We start from the raw sequence: 21,141 nt of genomic DNA, 5'->3' as shown, positions 1-21,141 counted from the left end.
GTTCAATCTGCTTTCGCCATGAACGCTGCGAGCGCGTCGCGATCGGCTTGCGGCATGGTCAGCCCGAGCTTGGAGCGGCGCCACAGCACGTCGTCGGGAAAGCGCGCCCATTCCTTGCGCATGAGGTAGCGCACCTCGGCACCGGTCAACTCAGTGCCGAAGGCGGGGCCGAGATCGGCCTTCTCCCTGGCGTCGCCCAGCACGTCCTTTACATTCAGCCCATAGGCGGCCACCAGCCGCCGCGCCTGCGCCTCGCCGAGGAAACGCCAGCGGTCGCGCGCGATGTCGACCTCGGTCTCGAAGCGCTGCCACGCGAATTCGCCGCCCGGCAGCGGCACTGTTGCGGTCCAGCGCGGCGTCATCGGATAGAACCGGGTGAACTCCGACACCGCCCGCTCGGCGCGGCGCCGCGACGTGGTGACGTCGCCGCCGAAGACCGTGAGCAGCGGCGCCTTGCCGCGCCTGTAATCGAGCAGTGCTGCCCCATCGCGCCGGCGCGCGGACGCGACGACTGAATTGGCGCCGGAAATCGTTCGCAGCGCATCGGCCGGCGCAATCTGCTCACGAAAATAGCGATTGGCTGCGTCGCAGAGATAGGCCACTTCACGCACGCCCATCGCGACAATGGCGGGATCGCCCTTGAAGGGATGACTGACGCTGCCGATCAGAGTGTAGTCGCGCTCATAGGGACTGGCGAAGATCAGCTGTCCGTCGGGATTCTGGAACACATAGACGTTGTTGCAGTCGAACAGGCGGCGCACCACGATCTGGCTGATCTGCACGGTCGCGAGCTGGGGCGCCGGCACGCGCAACACGGTGTCGGCGACGGAGGCGGTCCACGCGCCGGTCGCGTTGACCAGCGACCGCGCCGTGATCACCCGCCGATAGCCGCGGTCGATCGCGACCAGCCGCCAGGTCTCGCCGCGCTCGGCCCGGGTCACGCGCGCGCCGGTGCGGATATCGGCGCCGCGCGCCGCGGCGTCGACGGCGGTCAGAACGACAAGCCGGGAATCGTCGACTACGCAGTCGGAATATTCGAACGCGGTGCCGAACGGCCGCTTCAGCGCATTGCCGACCGGATGGTGGGTGACGTCGAGTGTCGCCGAGCGCGGCAGGCCGCTGCGCGAAGCCAATCGCTCATAGAGCAGCAGCAACGACCGCAATTGCCATGGCGGCCGCTCCTCGGCATGCGCGGGAAGCGCAAAGCGCATCGGCCGCACCAGATGCGGCGCGATGCGCAGCATCACGTCGCGCTCCCTGAGTGCCCTGCGAACGCGGAAGAACCGGCGCCGCTCCAGCCCCGCCAGGTCGCCGTGGACCAGCCGCGGCGAGGCCTGCGACGCGCCGGAGCCGAGATCGCCCTGCTCCAGCAGGATCACGCGCAGGCCGCGGCCGGCCGCGTCACGGGCCATGCTGGTGCCGTTCAAGCCACCGCCGATGATCGCGACGTCGTAGTCCGCCATGCGCAACGCCTATCGCATTTCAATGCGAACGGAATACGTACTCGCAGAAAAAAGCACCAAACATCAGCCTGCTCCAACGGAGGCAAAGAAATGTTCGGGTCCGACCTCGATCAGCTTCCTGCCTTCGATCACCCAGAACCGGTTGGCCACCGTCCGCACGAACTGGCGGTCGTGCGAGACCAGGAGGCAGCTGGCCTGCTGCTCCATCAGTTCCTCCTCCAGCGCCTCCTGGCCCTCGATGTCGAGGTGGTTGGTCGGCTCATCGAGCAGATAGAAGTTCGGCTGGGTGAGACGCAGCACCAGCATGCCGAGCCGGGCCTTCTGCCCGCCCGACAGCCGCCCGATCGGACGGCCCTGCATCTCGATCGAGAGCCCGGCACCGGCGAGCAGGCCGCGGGCACGCTGATCGCCGACCGCGAAGCGCCGCGTCAGCATGCGCATCGGCGTGTCGCTATCCCTGAGATCGGCCAACGCCTGGTCGCAATAGCCAAGCACCAGCGACTCGGTGGCTCGGATATCGACGGCTGCCGCCTCGCTGGTCTCGATCGCGAGCCGCAGCGCCGCGACGAACCGGCTCTTGCCCGCGCCGTTCGGCCCGAGCAGCGCAATCCGGTCGCCCTTGCAGATGAACTGCTGGCCGGTCCGGAACAACGGCCGGCCGTCGGGAGTGGCGATCGCAGCGTTATCCAGCCTGACAAGGACCTTGGCATGGGTGTCGCGGTTGGCGAGCCGGATCGCTCCGGCGGAGCGTTCCAGATGCGCCGGCTTCGCCGTCTCCTCCAATTTCTCGGCGCGCTGCTTCAACTGCCTGGTCTTGGACAGCAGGAGGTCGCTGCCGGAATTGATGCCGAGATTGTTCAGCTTCGCGGCCTGCTGCCGGAGCTGCCAGACCGCCTTCATGTCGCGCTGATAGCGCCGCTCGTCCGAGGCATCGAATTCGTCGATCGCCGCACGCGCCGCGGTATAAGGCAACGCGAACAACTGCGACCGCTCCGGGCGCAGGAACAGCGTCCGGTTGGTCGTCGCATCGAGGAAGGCGCGATCGTGGCTTGCGATCACCACCGGCATCTCACGCGGCAGCGCATTCAGCCAGGCCTCGAGCCGGCCGATCTTGGCGAGGTCGAGATGGTTGGTCGGCTCGTCGAGCAGCAACACGTCCGGCTCGGTCACCAGCACGCGCGCGAGCAGCGCAAGCCGCAACCAGCCGCCGCTCAATTGCCGCAGCGGCCGCGTCCACAATTCGTCAGGCACTTCGAGCGATTGCAGGGCGACGTCGACCCGCCAGCTCTCGCTGGCGCGTTGCTCGACAGGCAGCGCGTCGAGCACGGCGGCATGGAACGGCGTATCCATCAGCCTCGGCGGCGCGTCCTGCGCGACATGGCCGACGGTCAGTCCGCGTGCGCGGGTGATGTCGCCATCATGAGGCTCCATCGCGCCGGCGATGCAGCGCAGCAGCGTGGACTTGCCGCGGCCGTTGGCGGCCACGAGGCCAATGCGGTCGCCGGCATTGACGACGAAATTCAGTTCGGAAAACAGCGGCGCGTTCAGCGTTACGCCGAGATTGCGGACATTGATGAGGGTCACGATCAATTCTCTGGTCTTGCCGGCGATCGCGACAACATCCCCGGGCATGCCAGCATGCCCTTGGGCATCCAGGCATCGGATGTGCGTGTCGAAACGCGGCGAGGAATCTGAGTGCAGACGCGAACGCTCAAACGTTCGGCGCAGCACGGCCACGAAGGGCAGACCAGGAAGAGATTTTACGCGAGTTTCCGGTCAGCCCTGCAAACGCATTTGCAGGGCGTTGACGGGGCCACGCTTGAGGTGGGGATCGGTGAATCTCGCCACGACGCAGCCCTCCTTTCTCGGCTCACATATTGTGGTGGTTCGAGATGTAACCGGGCGTGCAATAGATGGCAAGCCAGCCGGCCGGGCCGATCCGACGGTTCAGGCCAGCCTAACCGGCCCTGCGCACGGTTTCGGCGAGCAGGTCGCCGCCCACCAGCGCGGCAAATTGACCGATCGGGGCCGGCCGGCCGATCAGATAGCCCTGCACCGCGTCGCAGCCTTCTTCAGAGAGGAAGCCGAGTTGCGCCTCGGTCTCGACGCCTTCGGCGACGATCGACATTTCGAGGCCGTGGCCAAGATCGATGACGGCGCGCACGATCGCGGCCGATTGCGGATTGCGGCCGAGATTGATGACGAAGGCGCGATCGATCTTGATCTTGTCGAACGGGAACGCCTGCAGATAGCTCAGCGAGGAATAGCCGCTGCCGAAATCGTCCATCGAGATGCGGACGCCGAGCGCCTTCAGCCGCCGCAGCAGCGACAGGCCGCGGTCGAAATCCTCGATCAGCACGCCTTCGGTGATTTCGAGCTCGAGACGGTCGGGCGTGAGCCCGGTCTCGAGCAGGATCGAATGGACGAGGCCGACGAGGTCGCCATGGGTGAATTGCGCCGGTGACAGGTTCACCGCAACCTGCAGCGGAACCGCCCAGGAGGCCGCCTCCCGGCAGGCTTCGCGCAGGATCCATTCGCCCATCTCGACGATCAGGCCGCTTTCTTCCGCGAGCGGAATGAAATCGCCTGGTGGCACGAAGCCGCGCACCGGGTGGTGCCAGCGCGCCAGCGCCTCGAAGCCGATGATCTGGCTGCCCGCAACGCTCGCGCCCGCAGCCGCCTGCGGCTGATAATAGAGCGACAATTCGCCGTTCTTGATCGCGACCGACAGCTCCTGGTGCAGCACGCGGCGATCGCGGATCTGCTGGTCCATCTCCGGCTCGAAGATCGAGATCGTGCCGCGCGACTTGGCCTTGGCACGGAACAGCGCCGCGCCGGAATTGGCCAGCAGCGAGGCCGCATCGGATCCGTTGGCGGGGAAGACCGCGATGCCGGTGGTGAGGCCGGTGCGCACCGACTTGCCGTCGATCAGGAAATCCTGCCCGAGCGCCTCGGCGGCCTGCTCGGCCAGCGCGATGCCGGCAACCGGCTGCTTGCCGTCGATGATGAGGCCGAATTCGTCGCCGGACAGCCGCGCGACCACGCCGCCGCGCGCCACGGCCTGCAAACGTTGCGCGACCTCGATCAGCACCTTGTCGCCCATCGCGTGGCCGTAGACGTCGTTGATCTCCTTCAGCCCATCGAGGTCGACGCAGAGCACGGCGAACTCCTCGTCGGTGCCGTCGCAGGCCTCGATCATCTGGGTCAGCGCCTGCAGGAAGGCGGCGCGGTTCGGCAGATCGGTCAGGCCGTCATGATAGGCCATGTGCGCCATGCGCGACTCGGTCTGGCGCCGGTCGGTGACGTCCTCATGGGTCTTGATCAGATACTGCGGCTCGCCGTGGTCGTCGAGCACGGTCATGCGGCGGGTCAGGAACAGCCGCAGGCCGTCCTTGGTCGAGATCGGGTGCTCCTCGGCGATCGTGCTGCGCTTCCTGATCGCCGCCTCGTCGCGCGCCATAATGAGCTTGGCTTCGCGTGTGTTGAAGATGTCGGAAGCAGTCAGGCCGGCGGCGTCCTCGCGGCGTCGGTTGAGGATCGTCTCGGCGCTGCGGTTGGCCAGCAAATAACGGCCGTCGCTGACGCGCTGCACGATCAGCGAGACCGGGATGTTGTCGACCACGAGCTCGAGGAATTTCTTGTTGTTCTCGAGCTCGCGCGACAGCGAGCGGCGGTCGGTGACGTCCTCGAACAGCGCGATCAGGAATTCCGGCTCGCCGGCCTCGTTGCGGGCGATCACCCGGTTGGAGGCCAGGATCCGCTTCTCCGAACCGCGTTCGACGAAGAATTCGCTGCGATGATAGCCTTGCGGGGCGTCGAGCGCCGCGCGGTCGGCGGTATCGATGCTGAGCGCGGTCTCGGAGCGGAAGATCTCGTCGGCGCGCTTGCCCACGATGTGATCGCGCGAGAAGCGCGAGAAGCGCTCGAAGGCGCGGTTGGCGAAGATGTAGCGGCCGTCCTCGATGTTCTTGGCCGCGACGCAGACCGGGACGTTGTCGAGCACGGATTCGAGGAACTGCGTGGTCGAGGCGAGCTTGCGCGACAGCATGCGCTGGTCGGTGCAATCGAGATGGGTCGCGACCGAGCCGCCGTTCGGCAGCGGAAAATATTTCACCAGCACCGACTTGCCGCCGGGCAGTTCGGTGACCAGCCCCTCGGGCGCCGCGGCCCTGGCAAAGAAATCGTCGACGCTGACGTCGAGCACACCGCGGCTGCGGCGCAGTTCAAGCAGTTCGGTGCCGGTCATGTTGCGCCTGATATCGGCGCGCGACAGGCCGTAGATGTCGAGATAGCGGTCGTTGCAGAACACGATGCGTTCATGCGCATCGGTCATCACCACGCCCTGGTTGAGATGGTTGAGGGCCGACGACACGAAGGCGTTGCGCCGCAACTGCGCGCGCTTGGCCTTGCGCAGGGCCGAAAGCACCCATAGCCCGATCGCGCCGAGGAAGGAGGCAACCACCACGCTGCCGATCAGGAGCTCCCAGACCACGCCGGGATCGAGGTCACCGAGATAGGTCGATGGCGCAAACGCGGCGGAGGCGGCCCGGGCCGCACTGGGCACGACGGCAGCGATCAGGCAAAGCGCGGCCCTTGCCGGAATCGAATTCTTCCTGCCCGCCTGCCACTTCCTGCCAGCCATCAATCACCCGCGGATTACCGGGCGAGTGTCCGGCTCCGGCGGTTTTGATCGGGTAAACGCCTTCGGATGCAACCGGAAAATGCCACTTAATATACGGCAATTGCCCTGACATGATTAATGCTGCACTAACAGGGCATGGCTCCCCAACTATTTGAGATGGCCCAAGCACTTACCTAATTAGCACTTGCCGAAGACGATCGGATCGGCTGAACGATGTTGGCGGCAACGGCAAGGGCGTGGCTGCACGGAAATGTTCGGACCTGAAGGACGAGATGGACAAGGTTGATTGCGTGATCGTCGGTGCGGGGGTGATCGGCCTCGCGGTGGCGCGCCGGCTGGCACAGGCCGGCCGCGAAGTGATTGTGATCGAGGAGGCCGAGGCGATCGGCACGGTGACGTCGTCGCGAAACAGCGAGGTGATCCACGCCGGCATCTATTACAAGGCCGGCAGCCTGATGGCGCGGATGTGCGTCAGCGGCAAGCGATCGCTCTACCGCTACTGCGCCGAGCACGGCATCCCGCACAAGAATTGCGGCAAGCTGATCGTCGCCACCACGCCTGCGGAGACCGAAAAACTGCAATCGATCCGGGCCCATGCCGCGGCCAACGGCGTCGACGACATGCAAGTGCTGTCCGGCGAGGCGGCGCGCGCGCTGGAGCCGGCGCTGAACTGCGACGCGGCGCTGCTGTCGCCCTCGACCGGGATCATCGACAGCCATGCTTACATGTTGGCGCTGCGCGGCGACGCCGAGGCGGCCGGGGCGGCATTCGCCTTCCATACGCCGCTGCTGCACGCCAGGGCGACCGCCAACGGGTTCGAGATCGAGGCCGGCGGCGCGGCGCCGATGACGCTCGCCTGCGATCTCCTGGTCAATGCCGCGGGCCTTGGCGCAACCGCGGTTGCGCGCAACATCGAAGGCATGCCCATCGAATTGATTCCAACGGCCTATTTGGCCAAGGGCAATTACTTCAGCTGCAGCGCCAGGGCGCCGTTCTCGCGGCTGATTTATCCGGTGCCTGAGCCCGGCGGGCTCGGCGTCCACCTGACGCTCGACATGGCCGGACAGGCGAGGTTCGGCCCCGACGTCGAATGGATCGATCACATCGATTACGCGGTCGACCCTGATCGGGCCGAGCGGTTCTATCCGGCGATCCGGAAATATTGGCCGACGCTGCCGGATGGCGCGCTGATGCCGAGCTATTCGGGAATCCGCCCCAAGATCGTGCCGCCGGCGGTCGCGACCCAGGATTTCCTGATCCAGGGACCGGCTGATCACGGCGTCCCCGGGCTGGTCAACCTGTTCGGAATCGAGTCACCCGGGCTCACGTCGTCGCTGGCGGTCGCCGACCATGTCGGCGAGCTGGCGAACTCGGACTGACCCAAGCTCTGAGCAAAGCAGCATGGCCTCCCCGGGGGATGCGCGCTACGGCGTTCATCCCTCGGTAAAAAGGCCAAGCTATTCGCTAATTTGCGGGGACTGACTTAGTGGACCGTGTCGTCGGCGGAGAGTCTCAACCGTTCGATCTGGTCCTTGACCATCAACTTGCGGCGCTTCAGCTCACAAATATGGAGGTCGTCTACGGAAGGGTGAACGAGCGCTTCGTGCAGTTCGTTCTCGAGTATTTTGTGTTTACGCTCCAGCTCAACGAGATGGGCCTGTATCGCCATTGCGAACTCTCCTCGGTGCGTTAAACCTCAGGTTCGATCCGGACTCCTGAGTGTACACGAGTGGACGGCGCTGTCGATGGGGGATGCGAAATGCCGCACGCACGCATTTCCGTTTATCTGTAACCAATCGTGACTATGGAACCGGTCCGGCTTGCGCGGCGCGCGCGCAGGGAGGATATTCCGTCGAGCGGCTGCTTCGGCCGCAACAACCTCGTCGTGCTTACCAGTTAATACACAACCATGAACGATCAGGATGAGCGCGAACTCCTCGCCGAGCTTGCGCGTCTGCAACAAGAGCACCGCGACCTCGATGCCGCGATCGACGCGCTGCATCAGTCGCCCGCGCCGGATCTCTTGATGCTGCAACGCTTGAAGAAGCGGAAGCTGCAATTGCGCGACCGCATCGCCTTCATCGAAGACCAGATCACGCCCGACATCATCGCCTGAACAGCCAAGCCGCGCGCGCCTCGCGGTCCGGCGGCTTTTGGTTCACGCCGGCCCGGCGGTTTTCCCCGTCATCCACAGCGCCTCATCGGCTTCACGTTCGCGGCAACGGACACGGGCGCGGATTTCTGCGCTTGACTCTAATGGAACAAAAAGAGAACATTCCGACCCAGCCGCCCGCCAGCCATCAGAGGGAGTTTCGCCATGTCCGCACCGCCTTCGCTGCCCGAGCACACCCACTACGAGAAGGCCTGCGATCAGGCGATCGCGATGTGCGACGGCAACCTGCGCAGCACCATCAAGGCGCTGATCATGGCCAACGAATATCTGGAGGCCGAGCTCGAGGAATTGCAGGCCGCCATCACCGCCGGCTGCGTGCCGGCGCGAACCCAGGCGGCGAGCGACGCGGCCTGATCCTTTGGCCTGATCTTCAGGGAGCACAGCAATGACGGACGTGACCTACTACGTGGCACTGCCCTTCATGCAGGATGACGACGGCACGCCGGTCGCCGGCAGTGCCGAGGAATGCCAGAGCTCGGCGATCGCGCTGCGCCGGGCGGAGACGATGTCGCGGATGCCCGGCAGCATCGGTGCCGTCGCGTTCAGCCGCACCGGCGATCCCGCGATCGGCGAATTCGGCGATGCCAAGCTGCTGCGGGCCTACGGCAATGTGCCGGAGGATCTGAGCGCGCTTTAATCTCTCAAGCGCAATGGGATCGGGTCGCATCATCATTGCGCTTTTGTTTGAGCATGATCTCCGCGCAAACGCTCCGCGTTTGTCGCGAGGGAAAACCACTGCGCGCTTTTCCGGATCATGCCCCTTGTTTGAGCATGATCTTTTCGGAAAACCGCTGCGCACTTTTCCGGATCACGCTCTAGGATTCATGGCGCCGCTGCGCCTTGCGCACATACATCGCGCGATCGGCCTCATCGAGGACGCGATCGAGATCCGAATGCGCGGTGAGGATCGCAACGCCTGCGGAGGCGCCCGCGGAAACATGGCTGTTACGGAACACGAAGGTCAGGCGATCGATCGCGTCTTCCAGCGCGGCCGCCTTGGCGCGGGCATCGGTCTCGCTGAGATTCCACAGCAGCACGGCGAATTCGTCGCCGCCGAGACGACCGATCACGTCGGAGGCGCGTATCTGGTCCGATATCGCAGCAACGATCGCCTTCAGGACTTCATCGCCCGCCGCATGCCCGTAGGCATCGTTGATCGGCTTGAGGCGGTCGACGTCGAGCACGATCAGCGCGCCGGAGGCCTGGTAGCGCTTGATGAAGGAGAGCGAGCGGGCGAGCTCGCGCTCGAAGCCGCGCCGGTTCAGGATGTCGAGCAGGAAGTCGGTCTCGGCGGAGGCCTGCAGCTCCTCGATCCGGGCCTGGGCCCGCGCCAGCTGCGCCCGCAATTTGCGGATCGTGGATTTGTCGCCGGATGCGACCGCGCCCCGCGTGGAAGCTTCAGTTCCCGCCGCTTTGGCGTCAGCCCGTTTGGTTCCAGCCCGTTTGGTTCCAGATTTGCCGGATGCGGATTTGCGCGCGGCGGTCGCGCCTTTTCGTCGTTTTGCCGCCCCGGAGGCGGTTGCCTTCGTCTTCTTCTTCATGCGCATCCTTGTTGAGGCCTGCTTATGAAGGCTTGCCGGGATTCACCAAGACAGGATAGTCCATTCTATCTCCCTTGCCACGCCTTGGATGAGAACCGGGCCGCCCCTATAATCGGCCTATGCTTTTGGATTCCTGAACAGAATTGAAGAGATGACCGCTCCGATCGCCATCATCATGGGAAGCCAGTCCGACTGGGAAACCATGCGCCATGCCGCCGAGACGCTGGCTGCGCTCGGTATTGCCTGCGAAACGCGCATCGTTTCGGCCCACCGCACCCCCGATCGGCTCTACGCCTTCGCCAAGGGCGCCAAGGCTGCCGGCCACAAGGTGATCATTGCCGGCGCCGGCGGTGCCGCGCATCTGCCGGGCATGACGGCCGCGCTGACGGAGCTTCCGGTGTTCGGGGTTCCCGTCGAATCGAAGGCGCTGTCGGGCGTCGATTCGCTCTATTCGATCGTGCAGATGCCGGCCGGGATCCCGGTCGGGACGCTGGCGATCGGCAAGCCCGGCGCGATCAATGCCGCGCTGCTCGCGGCGAGCGTGCTCGCGCTCAGCGATCCGGCCTTGTCGGCCCGCCTTGCGGCCTGGCGCAAACAGCAGACCGATGCGGTCAAGGACCATCCGGAGGGCGCGGCGTGACGGCTTCGAACGGAGTGAAGCTGAAGCCGGGCGACACCATCGGAATCCTCGGCGGCGGACAATTGGGCCGGATGCTGGCAATGGCCGCGGCGCGGCTCGGGCTGCGCTGCCAGGTGTTTTCGCCGGATCCGGACTCGCCGGCCTTCGACGTGGTGCAGCACGCGACCTGCGCGGAATATGCCGACGTCGAGGCGCTCGAGCTGTTCGCCAACGACGTCGACGTCGTCACCTATGAATTCGAGAACGTGCCGGCCGCGACCGCGATGGTGCTCGCTGCGCGCCGCCCGGTGCTGCCCGCCTACAAGATCCTCGAGACCACGCAGGACCGCCTGATCGAGAAGGATTTCATCAGCAAGCTCGGCATCGGCACCGCCGATTATGCCGACGTCTCCTCGGTCGCCACGCTGCGCAGCGCGATCGAACGGATCGGCCTGCCCGCGGTGATCAAGACCCGCCGCTTCGGCTATGACGGCAAGGGCCAGGCCATCATCCGCGCGGGCGACGACCTTGAGCAGGTCTGGGAGGACCTCGGCACCAAGTCGGCGATCCTCGAGGCCTTCGTGCCGTTCGAGCGCGAGATCTCGGTGATCGCGGCCCGCTCCGCATCCGGCGAGGTCGAATGCTTCGACGTCACCGAGAACGAGCACCGCGACCATATCCTGAAGATTTCCCGCGCGCCGGCTGCGATCCCCGAAGCGCTCGCCGCGCAGGCCCGGGCGATCGCCGAAAAGATCGCGTCGGCGCTCGACTATGTCGGCGTGCTTGCGGTGGAGATGTTCGTGGTGCCGGGCAATGGCGGCAGCGCGACGGTGCTGGTCAACGAGATCGCACCGCGCGTACACAATTCCGGCCACTGGACGCTCGACGGCGCCTCGATCTCACAGTTCGAGCAGCACATCCGCGCGATCGCCGGCTGGCCGCTCGGCAAGCCGGTGCGTCACGGCGAGGTGGTCACCATGACCAATTTGATCGGCGACGACATCCTGAGCTACGAGCAGTGGCTCACCGTTCCCGGCGCCACCGTGCATCTGTACGGCAAGGGCACGCCGCGCCCCGGCCGCAAGATGGGGCACGTCACCGAAGTGACGCCGGCCCGCAAGCCGTAAATTCTGCTAGAGCGCGACGAGTTTAGATCAAGTCGCTTTCGCCACGCGCTCGCTTCACCTCTCCCCTTGGGGAGAGGTCGATTTGCGAAGCAAATCGGGTGAGGGGCCGCAGCTCCAACGAGGGACTGTAACCCCTCACCCGGCGCTGCGCGCCGACCTCTCCCAAGGGAGAGGTGAACTTGCACTGCCGATCCCGCTCGACCTAATCGCATCACGCGCTGGAGCGCGATGAGACCTTCATTGCGCTCTAGCGTCGTCGGGATCGTCGCAGCCACGATCCCGTTCGAGCATCGGTTAAATCAGAACCGATGCTCTAGCTTTGTGCTTTGACGCGTTTTCTCCACGCGAACCGGCATCCACTTCGCTCGAAAACGCTCTGGCCGATCACGCCGTCTTGACGCCGGCGACGATGCCGGTCGGCTCGTCGCTGAGCCAGCGATAGATCACGCCGCCGAGCGCACCGCCGATCAAGGGCGCGACCCAGAACATCCAGAGCTGCGCCAGCGCCCAGCCGCCGACGAACAGCGCCGGCCCGGTGCTGCGCGCCGGGTTCACCGAGGTGTTGGTGACGGGAATGCTGACGAGATGGATCATCACCAGCGCGAGGCCGATCGCGAGCGGCGCGAAGCCGGCCGGCGCCTTGCCATGGGTCGAACCCATGATGATGAACAGGAACATCATGGTCATCACCACTTCGGTGATGAAGCACACCACCATGCTGTATTGGCCCGGTGAATGGGCGTCATAGCCGTTGGAGGCGAAGCCCTTGCTGACGTCGAAGCCGGGCGCACCGCTCGCGATCACATAGAGCAGCCAGGCCGCGACGATTGCGCCCGCAACCTGCGCGATGATGTAGGGCAGCACCTGGCCGCCGGGGAAACGCCCGCCCGCAGCGAGCCCGACCGTCACGGCCGGGTTGAGGTGGCAACCCGAGATATGGCCGATCGCGTAGGCCATGGTCACGACACTCAGACCGAAGGCCAATGACACGCCGACCAGGCCGATCCCGACCTGCGGAAAGCCGGCCGCGATGACCGCGCTGCCGCAGCCAGCGAATGTGAGCCAGAACGTACCGATAGCTTCGGCAGCGTATTTCTTCATATCCATGTGGCATCTCCCCTATTTCCAATGCCCGGGTCATCCAAAACGCCGGGAGCGGCCTTCATCCGGGCGCCAAACCACCCAAATCAGGGCCGCACAATGGCATTTTCGCCCCATTTCGTGGCTTTACTAGGCCCGAAAGTCACGTGACCGGTGGACATCTGCGCGTTTGTCTGATACATGCGCGCGCCTAGGGTTAAGAGGCAGGCCTTTTGCCGCCCCTTCACCTCGCCAGAATTCCGAACCGATCAATTCAAAAGAGGATGCCGCGTGCAGGTTCTCGTCCGCGATAACAATGTCGACCAAGCCCTGAAGGCGCTGAAGAAGAAGATGCAGCGCGAGGGCATTTTCCGCGAGATGAAGCTCCGCGGTCACTACGAAAAGCCCTCCGAGAAGAAGGCCCGTGAAAAGGCCGAAGCCGTGCGCCGCGCACGCAAGCTGGCGCGCAAGAAGCTGCAGCGCGAAGGCCTGCTGCCGATGAAGCCGAAGCCGGTGTTCGGCGCGGGTCCCGGTGGCGATCGCGGTGGCCGTAGCGGTGGTGCAGGCGCCGGTCGCGGCCCCCGCTGAACCGTTTTACCGATATGGAAGTCTAACAGCGCGGGCCACGGGCCCGCGTTGTCGTTTGGAAGCAGGCCGCGTTCCGGGGTACCCATGCAAAACGACCGGCAAGAGCATTTTGCATGATGGCTGATCCGGCACCCCACCGCTTCCTTCCAGAACCCGCGCACCATCGTCGCGCGCCGCAGCTCGTCGTCATTGCACTGGTTCTCGGCCTGCCGCTCGCCGGCTGCTCCTTCGACTTGGGATCATGGGGTTCGGACGACAAGCCGAAACCGGCTGCTACCGCCGAAAAGCCGGCTGCTGACACCATCACGCCGCAGGACGTCAACAGCGCCAAGGATCACACCACGCGTGCGCAGGTGCTGGCGCGCTCCGGCAAGCTCGACGAAGCGATGGCGGAGTTCGAACAGGCGCTGACGGCCGACCCTTACAACATCCAGGCGCTCTACGGCCGCGCGCTGATCTATCAGAGCCGCGGCCAGCATCAGCAGGCGATCGACGATTTCACGGCGGCCAGCGGGCTGTCGCCGCAGAAGGCCGAGCCGCTGGTCGGCCGCGCCACCAGCCACCTTGCCCTCGACAATGCCAAGCAGGCCGCCGCCGACCTCGACGAGGCCGTGCAGGCCGATCCAAACAACGCCGCGGCGTGGAACGTGCGCGGCCAGACCTATGAGAAGCTCGGCGACAGGGCCAAGGCGGCGGCGTCCTACAATCGCGCGCTCGCGCTGCGGCCAAATGACGTCAGCGCGCGCAGCGGACTGGCGCGCACCGGCGGATAAAGCCTGGTGAGATTAAGTTGAGCTGTAACGGCGTCGAAAGTTCACCTCTCCCTTGGGAGAGGTCGATTTGCGCAGCAAATCGGGTGAGGGGTTACGGTCTATCGAGTGAGCAAGAGCCCTCACCCGGATTGCTTCGCAATCCGACCTCTCCCCGGCGGGGAGAGGTGAACCAAGACCGCGCCAAGCCGTTTCAACCAAAACTCATCGCGCTTTAGTCTCAGGCTTGCTTCAGCAGGACTACTTGGGCAGGACGGCGTGGAACATCGACTTCATGCCCGAGAACATGTCGTCGGTCACCGACGTGCGCTCGTTCTTCGGCGCCGGCATGACCGCCTCGGCGCGCAGGTCGAGCGGCGCCTGGATCACCGGGACCGGAATGTCGGCCGGCGGCGTCAGCCGGTTCGAATCCTGAGCGCTGGCGGCGTAGGGCGGACGCGGCTGCGCGGATTGATCGGCATTATCAGTTGACGGGTTCGACACCATGATCGGCGGCGGCAACGGCCGGATCGCCGACGTGGTCGCTGCCGGACGCTGTGCCTCAGGCAGGCGAGCCAGATCGGTGCGCGCGGCCTCCTGCGGACGCTCCTTGCGCAGCCGCTCGATGGCGGCGCGCGCAAGATCGTTGGCGTCGCGGTTTTCCTCCGGCGTGGCCGCGGCCTCGGCCGGCGCGGCAGACGTCGCAGGCGCGGCCGGCTGCGGTGCTGCGGGGGGCGTCACCTTCGCGACCGCCTTGGGCGCCGCCGGATGGTGGCGGGTATCGGCGGGGATGCTGGCGGTGTCGGCCGGCGCATCAGGCTTGGAGTCGGCGGATTTGGGGTCGGCGGATTTCTCGGCGGGCTTCTCGGTGACGGTGGCCTTCTCGGCCGCCGACCGCTCGATCAGCGTGCGCTCGGACATGCCCTTGGCCTTCACACCGGCTTCCGGGAGGCTGCTGACGACGGTGGCGGGCTTGGCGGCGGCTTTCGGATCCGCCTTGGGGTCAACGGCAGCGGTCACGGCAGCAGTGGCCGGCACGTCCGGCTTGGCCACGATGTAGTGATTGACGATGTACGCCCCGATGATGGTCGCTGCCACCGAGGGTAAGATGTCCATCACGAATTTCTTCAGGTAACTCAGCATGACCTGCCACTCCCCGCCCCGTTATTTCATGCTGGAACTTTGAGGCACATTCAGGGATCAACTGCGTCGGATCGGTGGCAAACCCCCGTTCCGACGTCACCTTTGGTGTCACTTTGGTTTCAGCGGAGGCGCCCCCTGCGTAGGCCGCATCCACCTCTTAATTCATCGTGCAGCCGTTAACGGGTTATGAATTTCCACAGCCGCACCGACTCGGAGCTGCCATTCGGCGCGTGCAGGGTTAAGCGCCGTGTCACGGCTTAAGTTCGACCTCCAGGAACACGATCTCGCTAGCCGTCTCGTTCAGCACGTCGTGCTGGACCCCGGCCTTGCGGAAATAGGACTTGCCGGCCCCGAGCTGGGCCTTCGAGCGCTCGCCGTTCGGCGCCACGATCGTCATCTCGCCGGCCGTGATCGGAACGATGACGTAGTCCATCTCATGGGTGTGGTGGCCGGTGGCGCTGCCCGGCGCGAGCCGCCATTCGGTCACGCGAACCTCCGCGGTATCCACCTGCACGTCCGATTTGGCGCTGAGCATCGTCACTTTCTCCAAGTTTCTTGTTTGAGCGGATCATGCTCTAGGGCACGAACACCATGAACACGAACACCGCGAACACCACCATGTGAACCAGCCCGAACAGGATGTTGGTGCGGCCGGTTCCGAAGGTGAGCATGCTGACCATGAAGGTGAGCAGCAGGATCAGCATATGCTGGTTGCTGAGCCCGAGCACCAGCTGCTTGTCGAGCACATGGGCGGCAAGGGCCACGGCGGGAACCGTGAGCCCGATGGTGGCGATCGAGGAGCCCAGCGCGAGGTTGATGCTCTTCTGCAGGTCGTTCTTGCGCGCCGCCGCCACCGCGGCAACGCTCTCGGGCAGCAGGATCAGGGCCGCCACCACCAGGCCGGCAAAGGCCGGCGGCGCGCCGATCTTGACGGTGACGACGTCGACCACCAGCGAGAATTTCTTGGCCAGCAGCACCACCGCCAGCAGGGACACCAGCAGCAGGGCCACGCTGATCGCCGTCATGCGGTCCGACATCACCTCGCCATGTGCCGCCGCCTCATTGGCGCCGCTGACGAAGTAATCGCGGTGGCGGATGGTCTGGGTGTAGAGGAATACCGCATAGAGCAGCAGGGTCACGACGCTGATCACGGCAAGCTGGGCGGCCGAATAGACCGGCCCCGGCGCGGTCAGCGTGAAGTTCGGCATATCGAGCGTGATGGTCGCGAGCACGAACAGCACGCTGAGGTAAAGGTTGGCGCCGGTGATCTGGAAATCCTGCTCGCGGTAGCGGATGCCGCCGATGAAGATGCAGAGCCCGACCAGGCCGTTGCAGACGATCATCACCACCGCGAACACGGTGTCGCGCGCCAAGGTCGGCGCCGGCGTGTCGCCCAGCATGATGGTCGAGATCAGCGCCACCTCGATGATGGTCACCGCGAGCGTCAGGAGCAGGGTGCCGAACGGCTCGCCGATCCGCTCGGCGATCATTTCGGCGTGGTGGACGGCCGCGAACACGGTGCCGAACAGGATCACCAGCAGCACGGCCGCGAACAGCCAGCCGGGGGCCGATGGCGCGAAGCCGTATCCGGTGGCCGAGACCGCGGCAAACAACAGGACCGCCAGAACGGGATACAGCCAGGCCGACCGTGGCATCGGTCCGTGTGCACTCATCGTGGGGTCCCCTTACTTCAGTGACCCCGAGTATGCGACAGCCAATCGCTGCCGTCAGCCTCTCGGGGCGTCGATAAACCGCCGCGCGGTGGCCATCGCACCGAAATCGTCGAGATCGTCGTGCCCGCCACCGGGCAGGCGCACGAATTGCTTGGGCTCATGGGCGAGGCTGAACAGGCGCTCGCCGAAACGGATCGGGATCACCGGATCGTTGGTGCCGTGCATGATCAGGAGCGGCGCCGTGACGCCTGTGATTCGCCGGTCGGAGTGGAATTGATCCCGCATCAATAGGCTGACCGGCACGTACCAGAAGTGCGCGCCGGCGACGTCGGCCGTCGATGTATAGGGCGCCTCCAGGATCAGCTTGCCGACTGGATGGTCGGCGGCGAGTGCGACCGCAACGCCGGTGCCGAGGGAGAATCCCCAGGGCACGATTTGCTCGGCGCGGTAGCGCGCGGTGGCGAAGGCGTAAGCCGCCGCCGCGTCCCGCAGCAGTCCCTGCTCGCTCGGAGATCCGCTCGAGCCGGCGTAGCCGCGGTAGGACAGCGCCACCAGCCCGGTGCCGTCGGCGGTGATGGCCTTGAAGCGCGCTACGCGGCCGGCGAGGAAATCGCCATTGCCGGGAAAGAACAGCACGACAGGACGGCCCGGCTTCGCCGGCACGTGCCAGACGATGACCTTCTCGCCGTCATCGGTGGTCAGGACATCTTCTTCCGCTTCGGGAAGACCGGCGGCGGCAGGCGCGGTCCGCCCGACCGGCGGGACCGGAAACAGCAATTCGCGCTGCTTGACGTACAGCGCCACCAGGCCGCCGAGATAGACGACGGCCGCGGCGATCACGAGCCATTTCAGGATTGCGAGTGCCAGCGCCATGTCAGGTGGCCGCGGCTATCTTTTGCCGCGGAGCTTGAGCTGCTTCTCGACGTCCGCCTTGATGCTGTCGGGAAGCGGCATGCGGTGCGCGCGATGCCACTCCCGGTTCAGCGCCATTCGCCGCCCGCCCTACATCGCCTTGACGATGTTCTCGGTGACCTTCTTGGCGTCGCCGAGCAACATCATGGTGTTGTCGCGGTAGAACAGCGGATTGTCGATGCCGGCATAGCCCGAGGCCAGCGAGCGCTTGATGAACATCACGGTGCCGGCCTTCCAGACCTGCAGCACGGGCATGCCGTAGATCGGCGAGGTCTTGTCCTCTTCCGCCGCCGGGTTGGTGACGTCGTTGGCGCCGATCACGAAGGCGATGTCGGCCTGGGCGAACTCCGAGTTGATGTCCTCGAGCTCGAACACCTCGTCATAGGGCACGTTGGCTTCGGCGAGCAGCACGTTCATGTGGCCGGGCATGCGGCCCGCCACCGGGTGAATGGCGTACTTCACCTCGACGCCTTCCTTCTTCAGGAGGTCGGCCATCTCGCGCAGCGCGTGCTGGGCCTGCGCCACCGCCATGCCGTAGCCCGGCACGATGATGACCTTGGAGGCGTTCTTCATGATGAAGGCCGCATCGTCCGCCGAGCCGAGCTTGGCGGGCTTCTGCTCGCCCGAGCCGCCGCCGGCTGCCGCGGTCTCGCCGCCGAAGCCGCCGAGGATCACCGAGATGAACGAGCGGTTCATCGCGTGGCACATGATGTAGGACAGGATCGCGCCCGACGAGCCGACCAGCGCGCCGGTGATGATCAGCGCCGAATTGCCGAGCGTGAAGCCGATGCCGGCCGCGGCCCAGCCGGAGTACGAGTTCAGCATCGAGATCACGACCGGCATGTCGGCGCCGCCGATCGGGATGATCATCAGCACGCCGAGCGCCAGCGCGATGATGGTGATCAGCCAGAAGTCGAGCGCGCTGCCCGACAGCACGAGGCCGACGATGAAGAACACCAGCGCCAGCGCCAGCACGATGTTGATGACGTGACGGAACGGCAGGATGATCGGCGCGCCGCTCATCCGTGCCGACAGCTTCAGGAACGCGATCACCGAGCCGGTGAAGGTCAGCGCGCCGATCGCGACACCGAGCGACATCTCGACCAGGCTCTGCGGATGGATGTTGCCGGGCGTGCCGATGTCGAACGCCTCGGGCGCATAGAACGCACCGGCAGCGACCAGCACCGCGGCCATACCGACCAGCGAGTGGAACGCGGCGACGAGTTCCGGCATCGAGGTCATCGGAACCCGGCGCGCGATCACGGCACCGATGCCGCCGCCGATCGCGACCGCGAGAATGACGAGCAGCCAGGCAATGCCGTCGGCCGGCGGATGGCTCGCCAGCGTGGTGCCGACGGCGATCGCCATGCCGATCATGCCGAACATGTTGCCCTGGCGCGACGACGCCGGGCTCGACAGGCCGCGCAGCGACAGGATGAACAGCACGCCTGCCACGAGATACAATAGTGCAGAGAGATTGGCACTCATCTCAGGTCCCCCCAAATTCTTACATCACCCCGAGGTGGTTGCCGCTACTTGGCTTTTTTCTTGTACATCGCCAGCATGCGCTGGGTGACCAGGAAGCCGCCGAAGATGTTCACGCAGGCGAAGATCAGCGCGACGAAGCCGAAGCCGCGGGCCCAGCCCGAGCCGCTCGACACCATGCCGACGCCGACCGCGAGCAGCGCGCCGACCACGATCACCGACGAGATCGCGTTGGTCACGCTCATCAGCGGCGTGTGCAGCGCCGGGGTCACCGACCACACCACGAAATAGCCGACGAATACGGCGAGGACGAAAATCGACAGCCGGAACACGAACGGATCGACGGCCTGCGCGAGATGCTCCATGGCTTCTCTCCTTACTTCGGCTGGAAGTTGGGATGGATGACGGCGCCGTCCTTGGTCAGCGCGGTGGCCTTCACCAGCTCGTCGTCCCAATTGACCGCGAGCGCCTTGTTGGCCTTGTCGACCATCGTCTCGATGAACGAGAACAAATTGCGCGCATACAGGCTCGAGGCCGAAGCGGCGACGCGGCCGGCGACATTGGTGTAGCCGACGATCTTGATGCCGTCGGTCTCGACGACCTCGCCGGGCTTGGCGCCCTCGACATTGCCGCCCCGCTCGACCGCGAGGTCGACCAGCACGGAGCCCGGCTTCATCGACTTCACCATCTCATCCGACACCAGCTTCGGCGCCGGACGGCCCGGGATCAGCGCGGTGGTGATGACGATGTCCTGCTTCTTGATGTGCTCGGCGGTGAGCGCGGCCTGCTTGGCCTGGTACTCCTTGGACATTTCCTTGGCGTAGCCGCCGGCGGTCTGCGCGTTCTTGAACTCCTCGTCCTCGACGGCGAGGAACTTTGCGCCGAGCGATTCCACCTGCTCCTTGGTGGCCGGCCGCACGTCGGTCGCGGTCACGATCGCCCCGAGGCGGCGCGCGGTCGCGATCGCCTGCAGGCCGGCAACGCCGACGCCCATCACGAACACCTTAGCGGCCGGCACGGTGCCCGCCGCAGTCATCATCATCGGGAAGGCGCGGCCGAAGGCCTCGGCGCCCTCGATCACCGCCCGGTAGCCGGCCAGATTGGCCTGCGAGGACAGCACGTCCATCACCTGGGCGCGGGTGATGCGCGGCATCAATTCCATCGCAAACGCCGACACGCCGGCATCGGCCATCGTCTTCAGCGCGGCCTCGTTGCCATAGGGATCCATGATCGCGATGACCAGTGCGCCGCGCTTGTATTTCGACAGTTCGGAGGCCTCGGGCCGCTTCACCTTGATGATGATGTCGGCGTCCTTGAGCGCGTCGGCAGAGACGGTGGCGCCCGCCGCGGTGAGCTCCGAATCAGGCAGGCCCGACTTGACGCCCGCGCCCGGCTCGACCGCGACCTCAGCGCCGAGCGCCTTGAATTTCTTGATGGTATCGGGCGAAACCGCAACCCGCGGCTCGGACGGATCGATTTCCTTGGCAACGGCAATCTTCATGGGCCCTCCCCCGGCGGCGCGAGTGGCGCACGCACCTTCAAACTAGCGTTATTTTCGCCAGATTGGATACCCCGGTTTTTACAGCCGGGTTCGACAGAAAATTCCGGCACCGCCGCGGGACGGCGGCACCGCTAACCGGTCAGGGATCAGACCAGGAAATAGGCCATCAGGATAAGGAGGATGGCGATGCTGATGGTGCCCCATTTGACCAGCATGAGAAACCCTTCATAGGTCTGCTCATGTGCCACGTAATCGTTGCCGTCGGCGGTCGTGTAGGCCACTTCGCTATGGTCTGCCATCGCTGTCCCCAGTCAGAAATTCGCGTTCCGCGAGCCATTACCGCAAACGGATTGGCAGAGCAACGGCGTGGTCCCTATCGGGCGATTTGGAGCACAAATTGTCCCCGATCCGGGCGGCCCGCGGCCTCGCCCAGGCAGGATTGATC

22 protein-coding genes are annotated in these 21,141 nt (G+C 65.4%); 8 read left to right on the top strand and 14 right to left on the bottom strand.

The window, feature by feature from the left end; all coding sequences use genetic code 11:
* Window positions 1–2 precede the first annotated feature (2 nt).
* The 3 genes from BI327_RS15360 to BI327_RS15350 form a co-directional block, all read right to left on the bottom strand.
* Window positions 3–1,463, bottom strand: a complete 1,461-nt coding sequence (locus BI327_RS15360) for a glycerol-3-phosphate dehydrogenase (RefSeq protein ID WP_076861271.1) — start codon at window positions 1,461–1,463, stop codon at window positions 3–5.
* A gap of 63 nt (window positions 1,464–1,526) precedes the next feature.
* Window positions 1,527–3,095 carry an ABC-F family ATP-binding cassette domain-containing protein gene (locus BI327_RS15355; RefSeq protein WP_245334818.1) on the bottom strand — a complete coding sequence of 523 codons (1,569 nt, stop codon included), beginning with the start codon at window positions 3,093–3,095 and terminating at the stop codon, window positions 1,527–1,529.
* A 325-nt stretch (window positions 3,096–3,420) separates the two neighbouring features.
* Entirely contained in the window at window positions 3,421–6,105 is a 2,685-nt protein-coding gene (locus BI327_RS15350; protein ID WP_076861269.1) for a sensor domain-containing protein, read from the bottom strand.
* Between the two features lie 236 nt (window positions 6,106–6,341).
* On the opposite strand from BI327_RS15350, the gene BI327_RS15345 reads away from it, so the two are divergent.
* On the top strand, window positions 6,342–7,484 hold the full coding sequence (locus tag BI327_RS15345; protein WP_283807789.1) for an NAD(P)/FAD-dependent oxidoreductase: 1,143 nt from the start codon (window positions 6,342–6,344) through the stop codon (window positions 7,482–7,484).
* 104 nt (window positions 7,485–7,588) lie between these two features.
* Here the strand turns inward: BI327_RS15345 and BI327_RS15340 are convergent, their stop codons facing one another.
* Complete coding sequence (locus BI327_RS15340; RefSeq protein WP_050422666.1) at window positions 7,589–7,774, bottom strand: YdcH family protein; 186 nt, start codon at window positions 7,772–7,774, stop codon at window positions 7,589–7,591.
* Between the two features lie 240 nt (window positions 7,775–8,014).
* Between BI327_RS15340 and BI327_RS15335 the strand changes: the two genes are divergently transcribed.
* The 3 genes from BI327_RS15335 to BI327_RS15325 all read left to right on the top strand — a co-directional run bounded on the left by BI327_RS15335 (window position 8,015) and on the right by BI327_RS15325 (window position 8,915).
* Window positions 8,015–8,221, top strand: a complete 207-nt coding sequence (locus BI327_RS15335) for a YdcH family protein (protein WP_024583705.1) — start codon at window positions 8,015–8,017, stop codon at window positions 8,219–8,221.
* 201 nt (window positions 8,222–8,422) lie between these two features.
* On the top strand, window positions 8,423–8,632 hold the full coding sequence (locus BI327_RS15330; protein WP_076861265.1) for a hypothetical protein: 210 nt from the start codon (window positions 8,423–8,425) through the stop codon (window positions 8,630–8,632).
* A gap of 31 nt (window positions 8,633–8,663) precedes the next feature.
* The gene (locus tag BI327_RS15325) at window positions 8,664–8,915 is read left to right on the top strand and encodes a hypothetical protein (RefSeq protein ID WP_076861263.1); all 252 of its coding nucleotides are present in this window, start codon (window positions 8,664–8,666) and stop codon (window positions 8,913–8,915) included.
* 178 nt (window positions 8,916–9,093) lie between these two features.
* On the opposite strand, the gene BI327_RS15320 is transcribed toward BI327_RS15325, so the two are convergent.
* Window positions 9,094–9,825 (bottom strand): GGDEF domain-containing protein, encoded by a 732-nt coding sequence (locus BI327_RS15320; RefSeq protein WP_076861261.1) that lies wholly within the window; start codon window positions 9,823–9,825, stop codon window positions 9,094–9,096.
* Between the two features lie 145 nt (window positions 9,826–9,970).
* Here BI327_RS15320 and purE point away from each other — a divergent pair, with 145 nt between their 5' ends.
* On the top strand, window positions 9,971–10,459 hold the full coding sequence (gene purE, locus BI327_RS15315) for a 5-(carboxyamino)imidazole ribonucleotide mutase (protein ID WP_076861259.1): 489 nt from the start codon (window positions 9,971–9,973) through the stop codon (window positions 10,457–10,459).
* The gene (locus tag BI327_RS15310; protein WP_076861257.1) at window positions 10,456–11,565 is read left to right on the top strand and encodes a 5-(carboxyamino)imidazole ribonucleotide synthase; all 1,110 of its coding nucleotides are present in this window, start codon (window positions 10,456–10,458) and stop codon (window positions 11,563–11,565) included. Before purE ends, BI327_RS15310 begins: the two co-directional genes overlap by 4 nt.
* Before the next feature lie 384 nt (window positions 11,566–11,949).
* Here BI327_RS15310 and aqpZ read toward each other — a convergent pair whose 3' ends face one another.
* Entirely contained in the window at window positions 11,950–12,672 is a 723-nt protein-coding gene (aqpZ, locus tag BI327_RS15305) for an aquaporin Z (protein WP_076861256.1), read from the bottom strand.
* Window positions 12,673–12,936: 264 nt separating this feature from the next.
* Here aqpZ and rpsU point away from each other — a divergent pair, with 264 nt between their 5' ends.
* Window positions 12,937–13,233, top strand: a complete 297-nt coding sequence (gene rpsU / locus BI327_RS15300) for a 30S ribosomal protein S21 (protein WP_076861254.1) — start codon at window positions 12,937–12,939, stop codon at window positions 13,231–13,233.
* A gap of 113 nt (window positions 13,234–13,346) precedes the next feature.
* Entirely contained in the window at window positions 13,347–14,006 is a 660-nt protein-coding gene (locus tag BI327_RS15295) for a tetratricopeptide repeat protein (protein WP_076861252.1), read from the top strand.
* 237 nt (window positions 14,007–14,243) lie between these two features.
* On the opposite strand, the gene BI327_RS15290 is transcribed toward BI327_RS15295, so the two are convergent.
* The 8 genes from BI327_RS15290 to BI327_RS15255 form a co-directional block, all read right to left on the bottom strand.
* Window positions 14,244–15,125, bottom strand: coding sequence for a hypothetical protein (locus tag BI327_RS15290; RefSeq protein ID WP_076861250.1), 882 nt, complete (start codon window positions 15,123–15,125; stop codon window positions 14,244–14,246).
* A 250-nt stretch (window positions 15,126–15,375) separates the two neighbouring features.
* A complete protein-coding gene (locus BI327_RS15285) occupies window positions 15,376–15,660 on the bottom strand; it encodes a cupin domain-containing protein (protein ID WP_028340624.1) in 285 nt (94 codons plus the stop codon).
* Between the two features lie 40 nt (window positions 15,661–15,700).
* The gene (locus BI327_RS15280; RefSeq protein ID WP_076861248.1) at window positions 15,701–16,798 is read right to left on the bottom strand and encodes a calcium:proton antiporter; all 1,098 of its coding nucleotides are present in this window, start codon (window positions 16,796–16,798) and stop codon (window positions 15,701–15,703) included.
* A 54-nt stretch (window positions 16,799–16,852) separates the two neighbouring features.
* Entirely contained in the window at window positions 16,853–17,671 is an 819-nt protein-coding gene (locus BI327_RS15275; protein WP_076861246.1) for an alpha/beta hydrolase, read from the bottom strand.
* 129 nt (window positions 17,672–17,800) lie between these two features.
* Window positions 17,801–19,198, bottom strand: coding sequence for an NAD(P)(+) transhydrogenase (Re/Si-specific) subunit beta (locus BI327_RS15270; protein ID WP_076861244.1), 1,398 nt, complete (start codon window positions 19,196–19,198; stop codon window positions 17,801–17,803).
* 44 nt (window positions 19,199–19,242) lie between these two features.
* The gene (locus tag BI327_RS15265; RefSeq protein ID WP_016841609.1) at window positions 19,243–19,560 is read right to left on the bottom strand and encodes a proton-translocating transhydrogenase family protein; all 318 of its coding nucleotides are present in this window, start codon (window positions 19,558–19,560) and stop codon (window positions 19,243–19,245) included.
* Between the two features lie 11 nt (window positions 19,561–19,571).
* Window positions 19,572–20,696: a Re/Si-specific NAD(P)(+) transhydrogenase subunit alpha gene (locus BI327_RS15260; RefSeq protein ID WP_076861242.1), complete on the bottom strand. Its 1,125-nt coding sequence runs from the start codon at window positions 20,694–20,696 to the stop codon at window positions 19,572–19,574.
* A gap of 146 nt (window positions 20,697–20,842) precedes the next feature.
* The gene (locus BI327_RS15255) at window positions 20,843–20,995 is read right to left on the bottom strand and encodes an aa3-type cytochrome c oxidase subunit IV (RefSeq protein ID WP_076861240.1); all 153 of its coding nucleotides are present in this window, start codon (window positions 20,993–20,995) and stop codon (window positions 20,843–20,845) included.
* Between the last annotated feature and the right edge of the window lie 146 nt (window positions 20,996–21,141).

This window comes from Bradyrhizobium mercantei (genome assembly GCF_001982635.1).
In the GTDB taxonomy this organism is placed as follows: Bacteria; Pseudomonadota; Alphaproteobacteria; order Rhizobiales; family Xanthobacteraceae; genus Bradyrhizobium; species Bradyrhizobium mercantei.
Note: the sequence above shows the minus strand (reverse complement) of the source record. Positions and strands in the feature narration are given on the sequence as shown.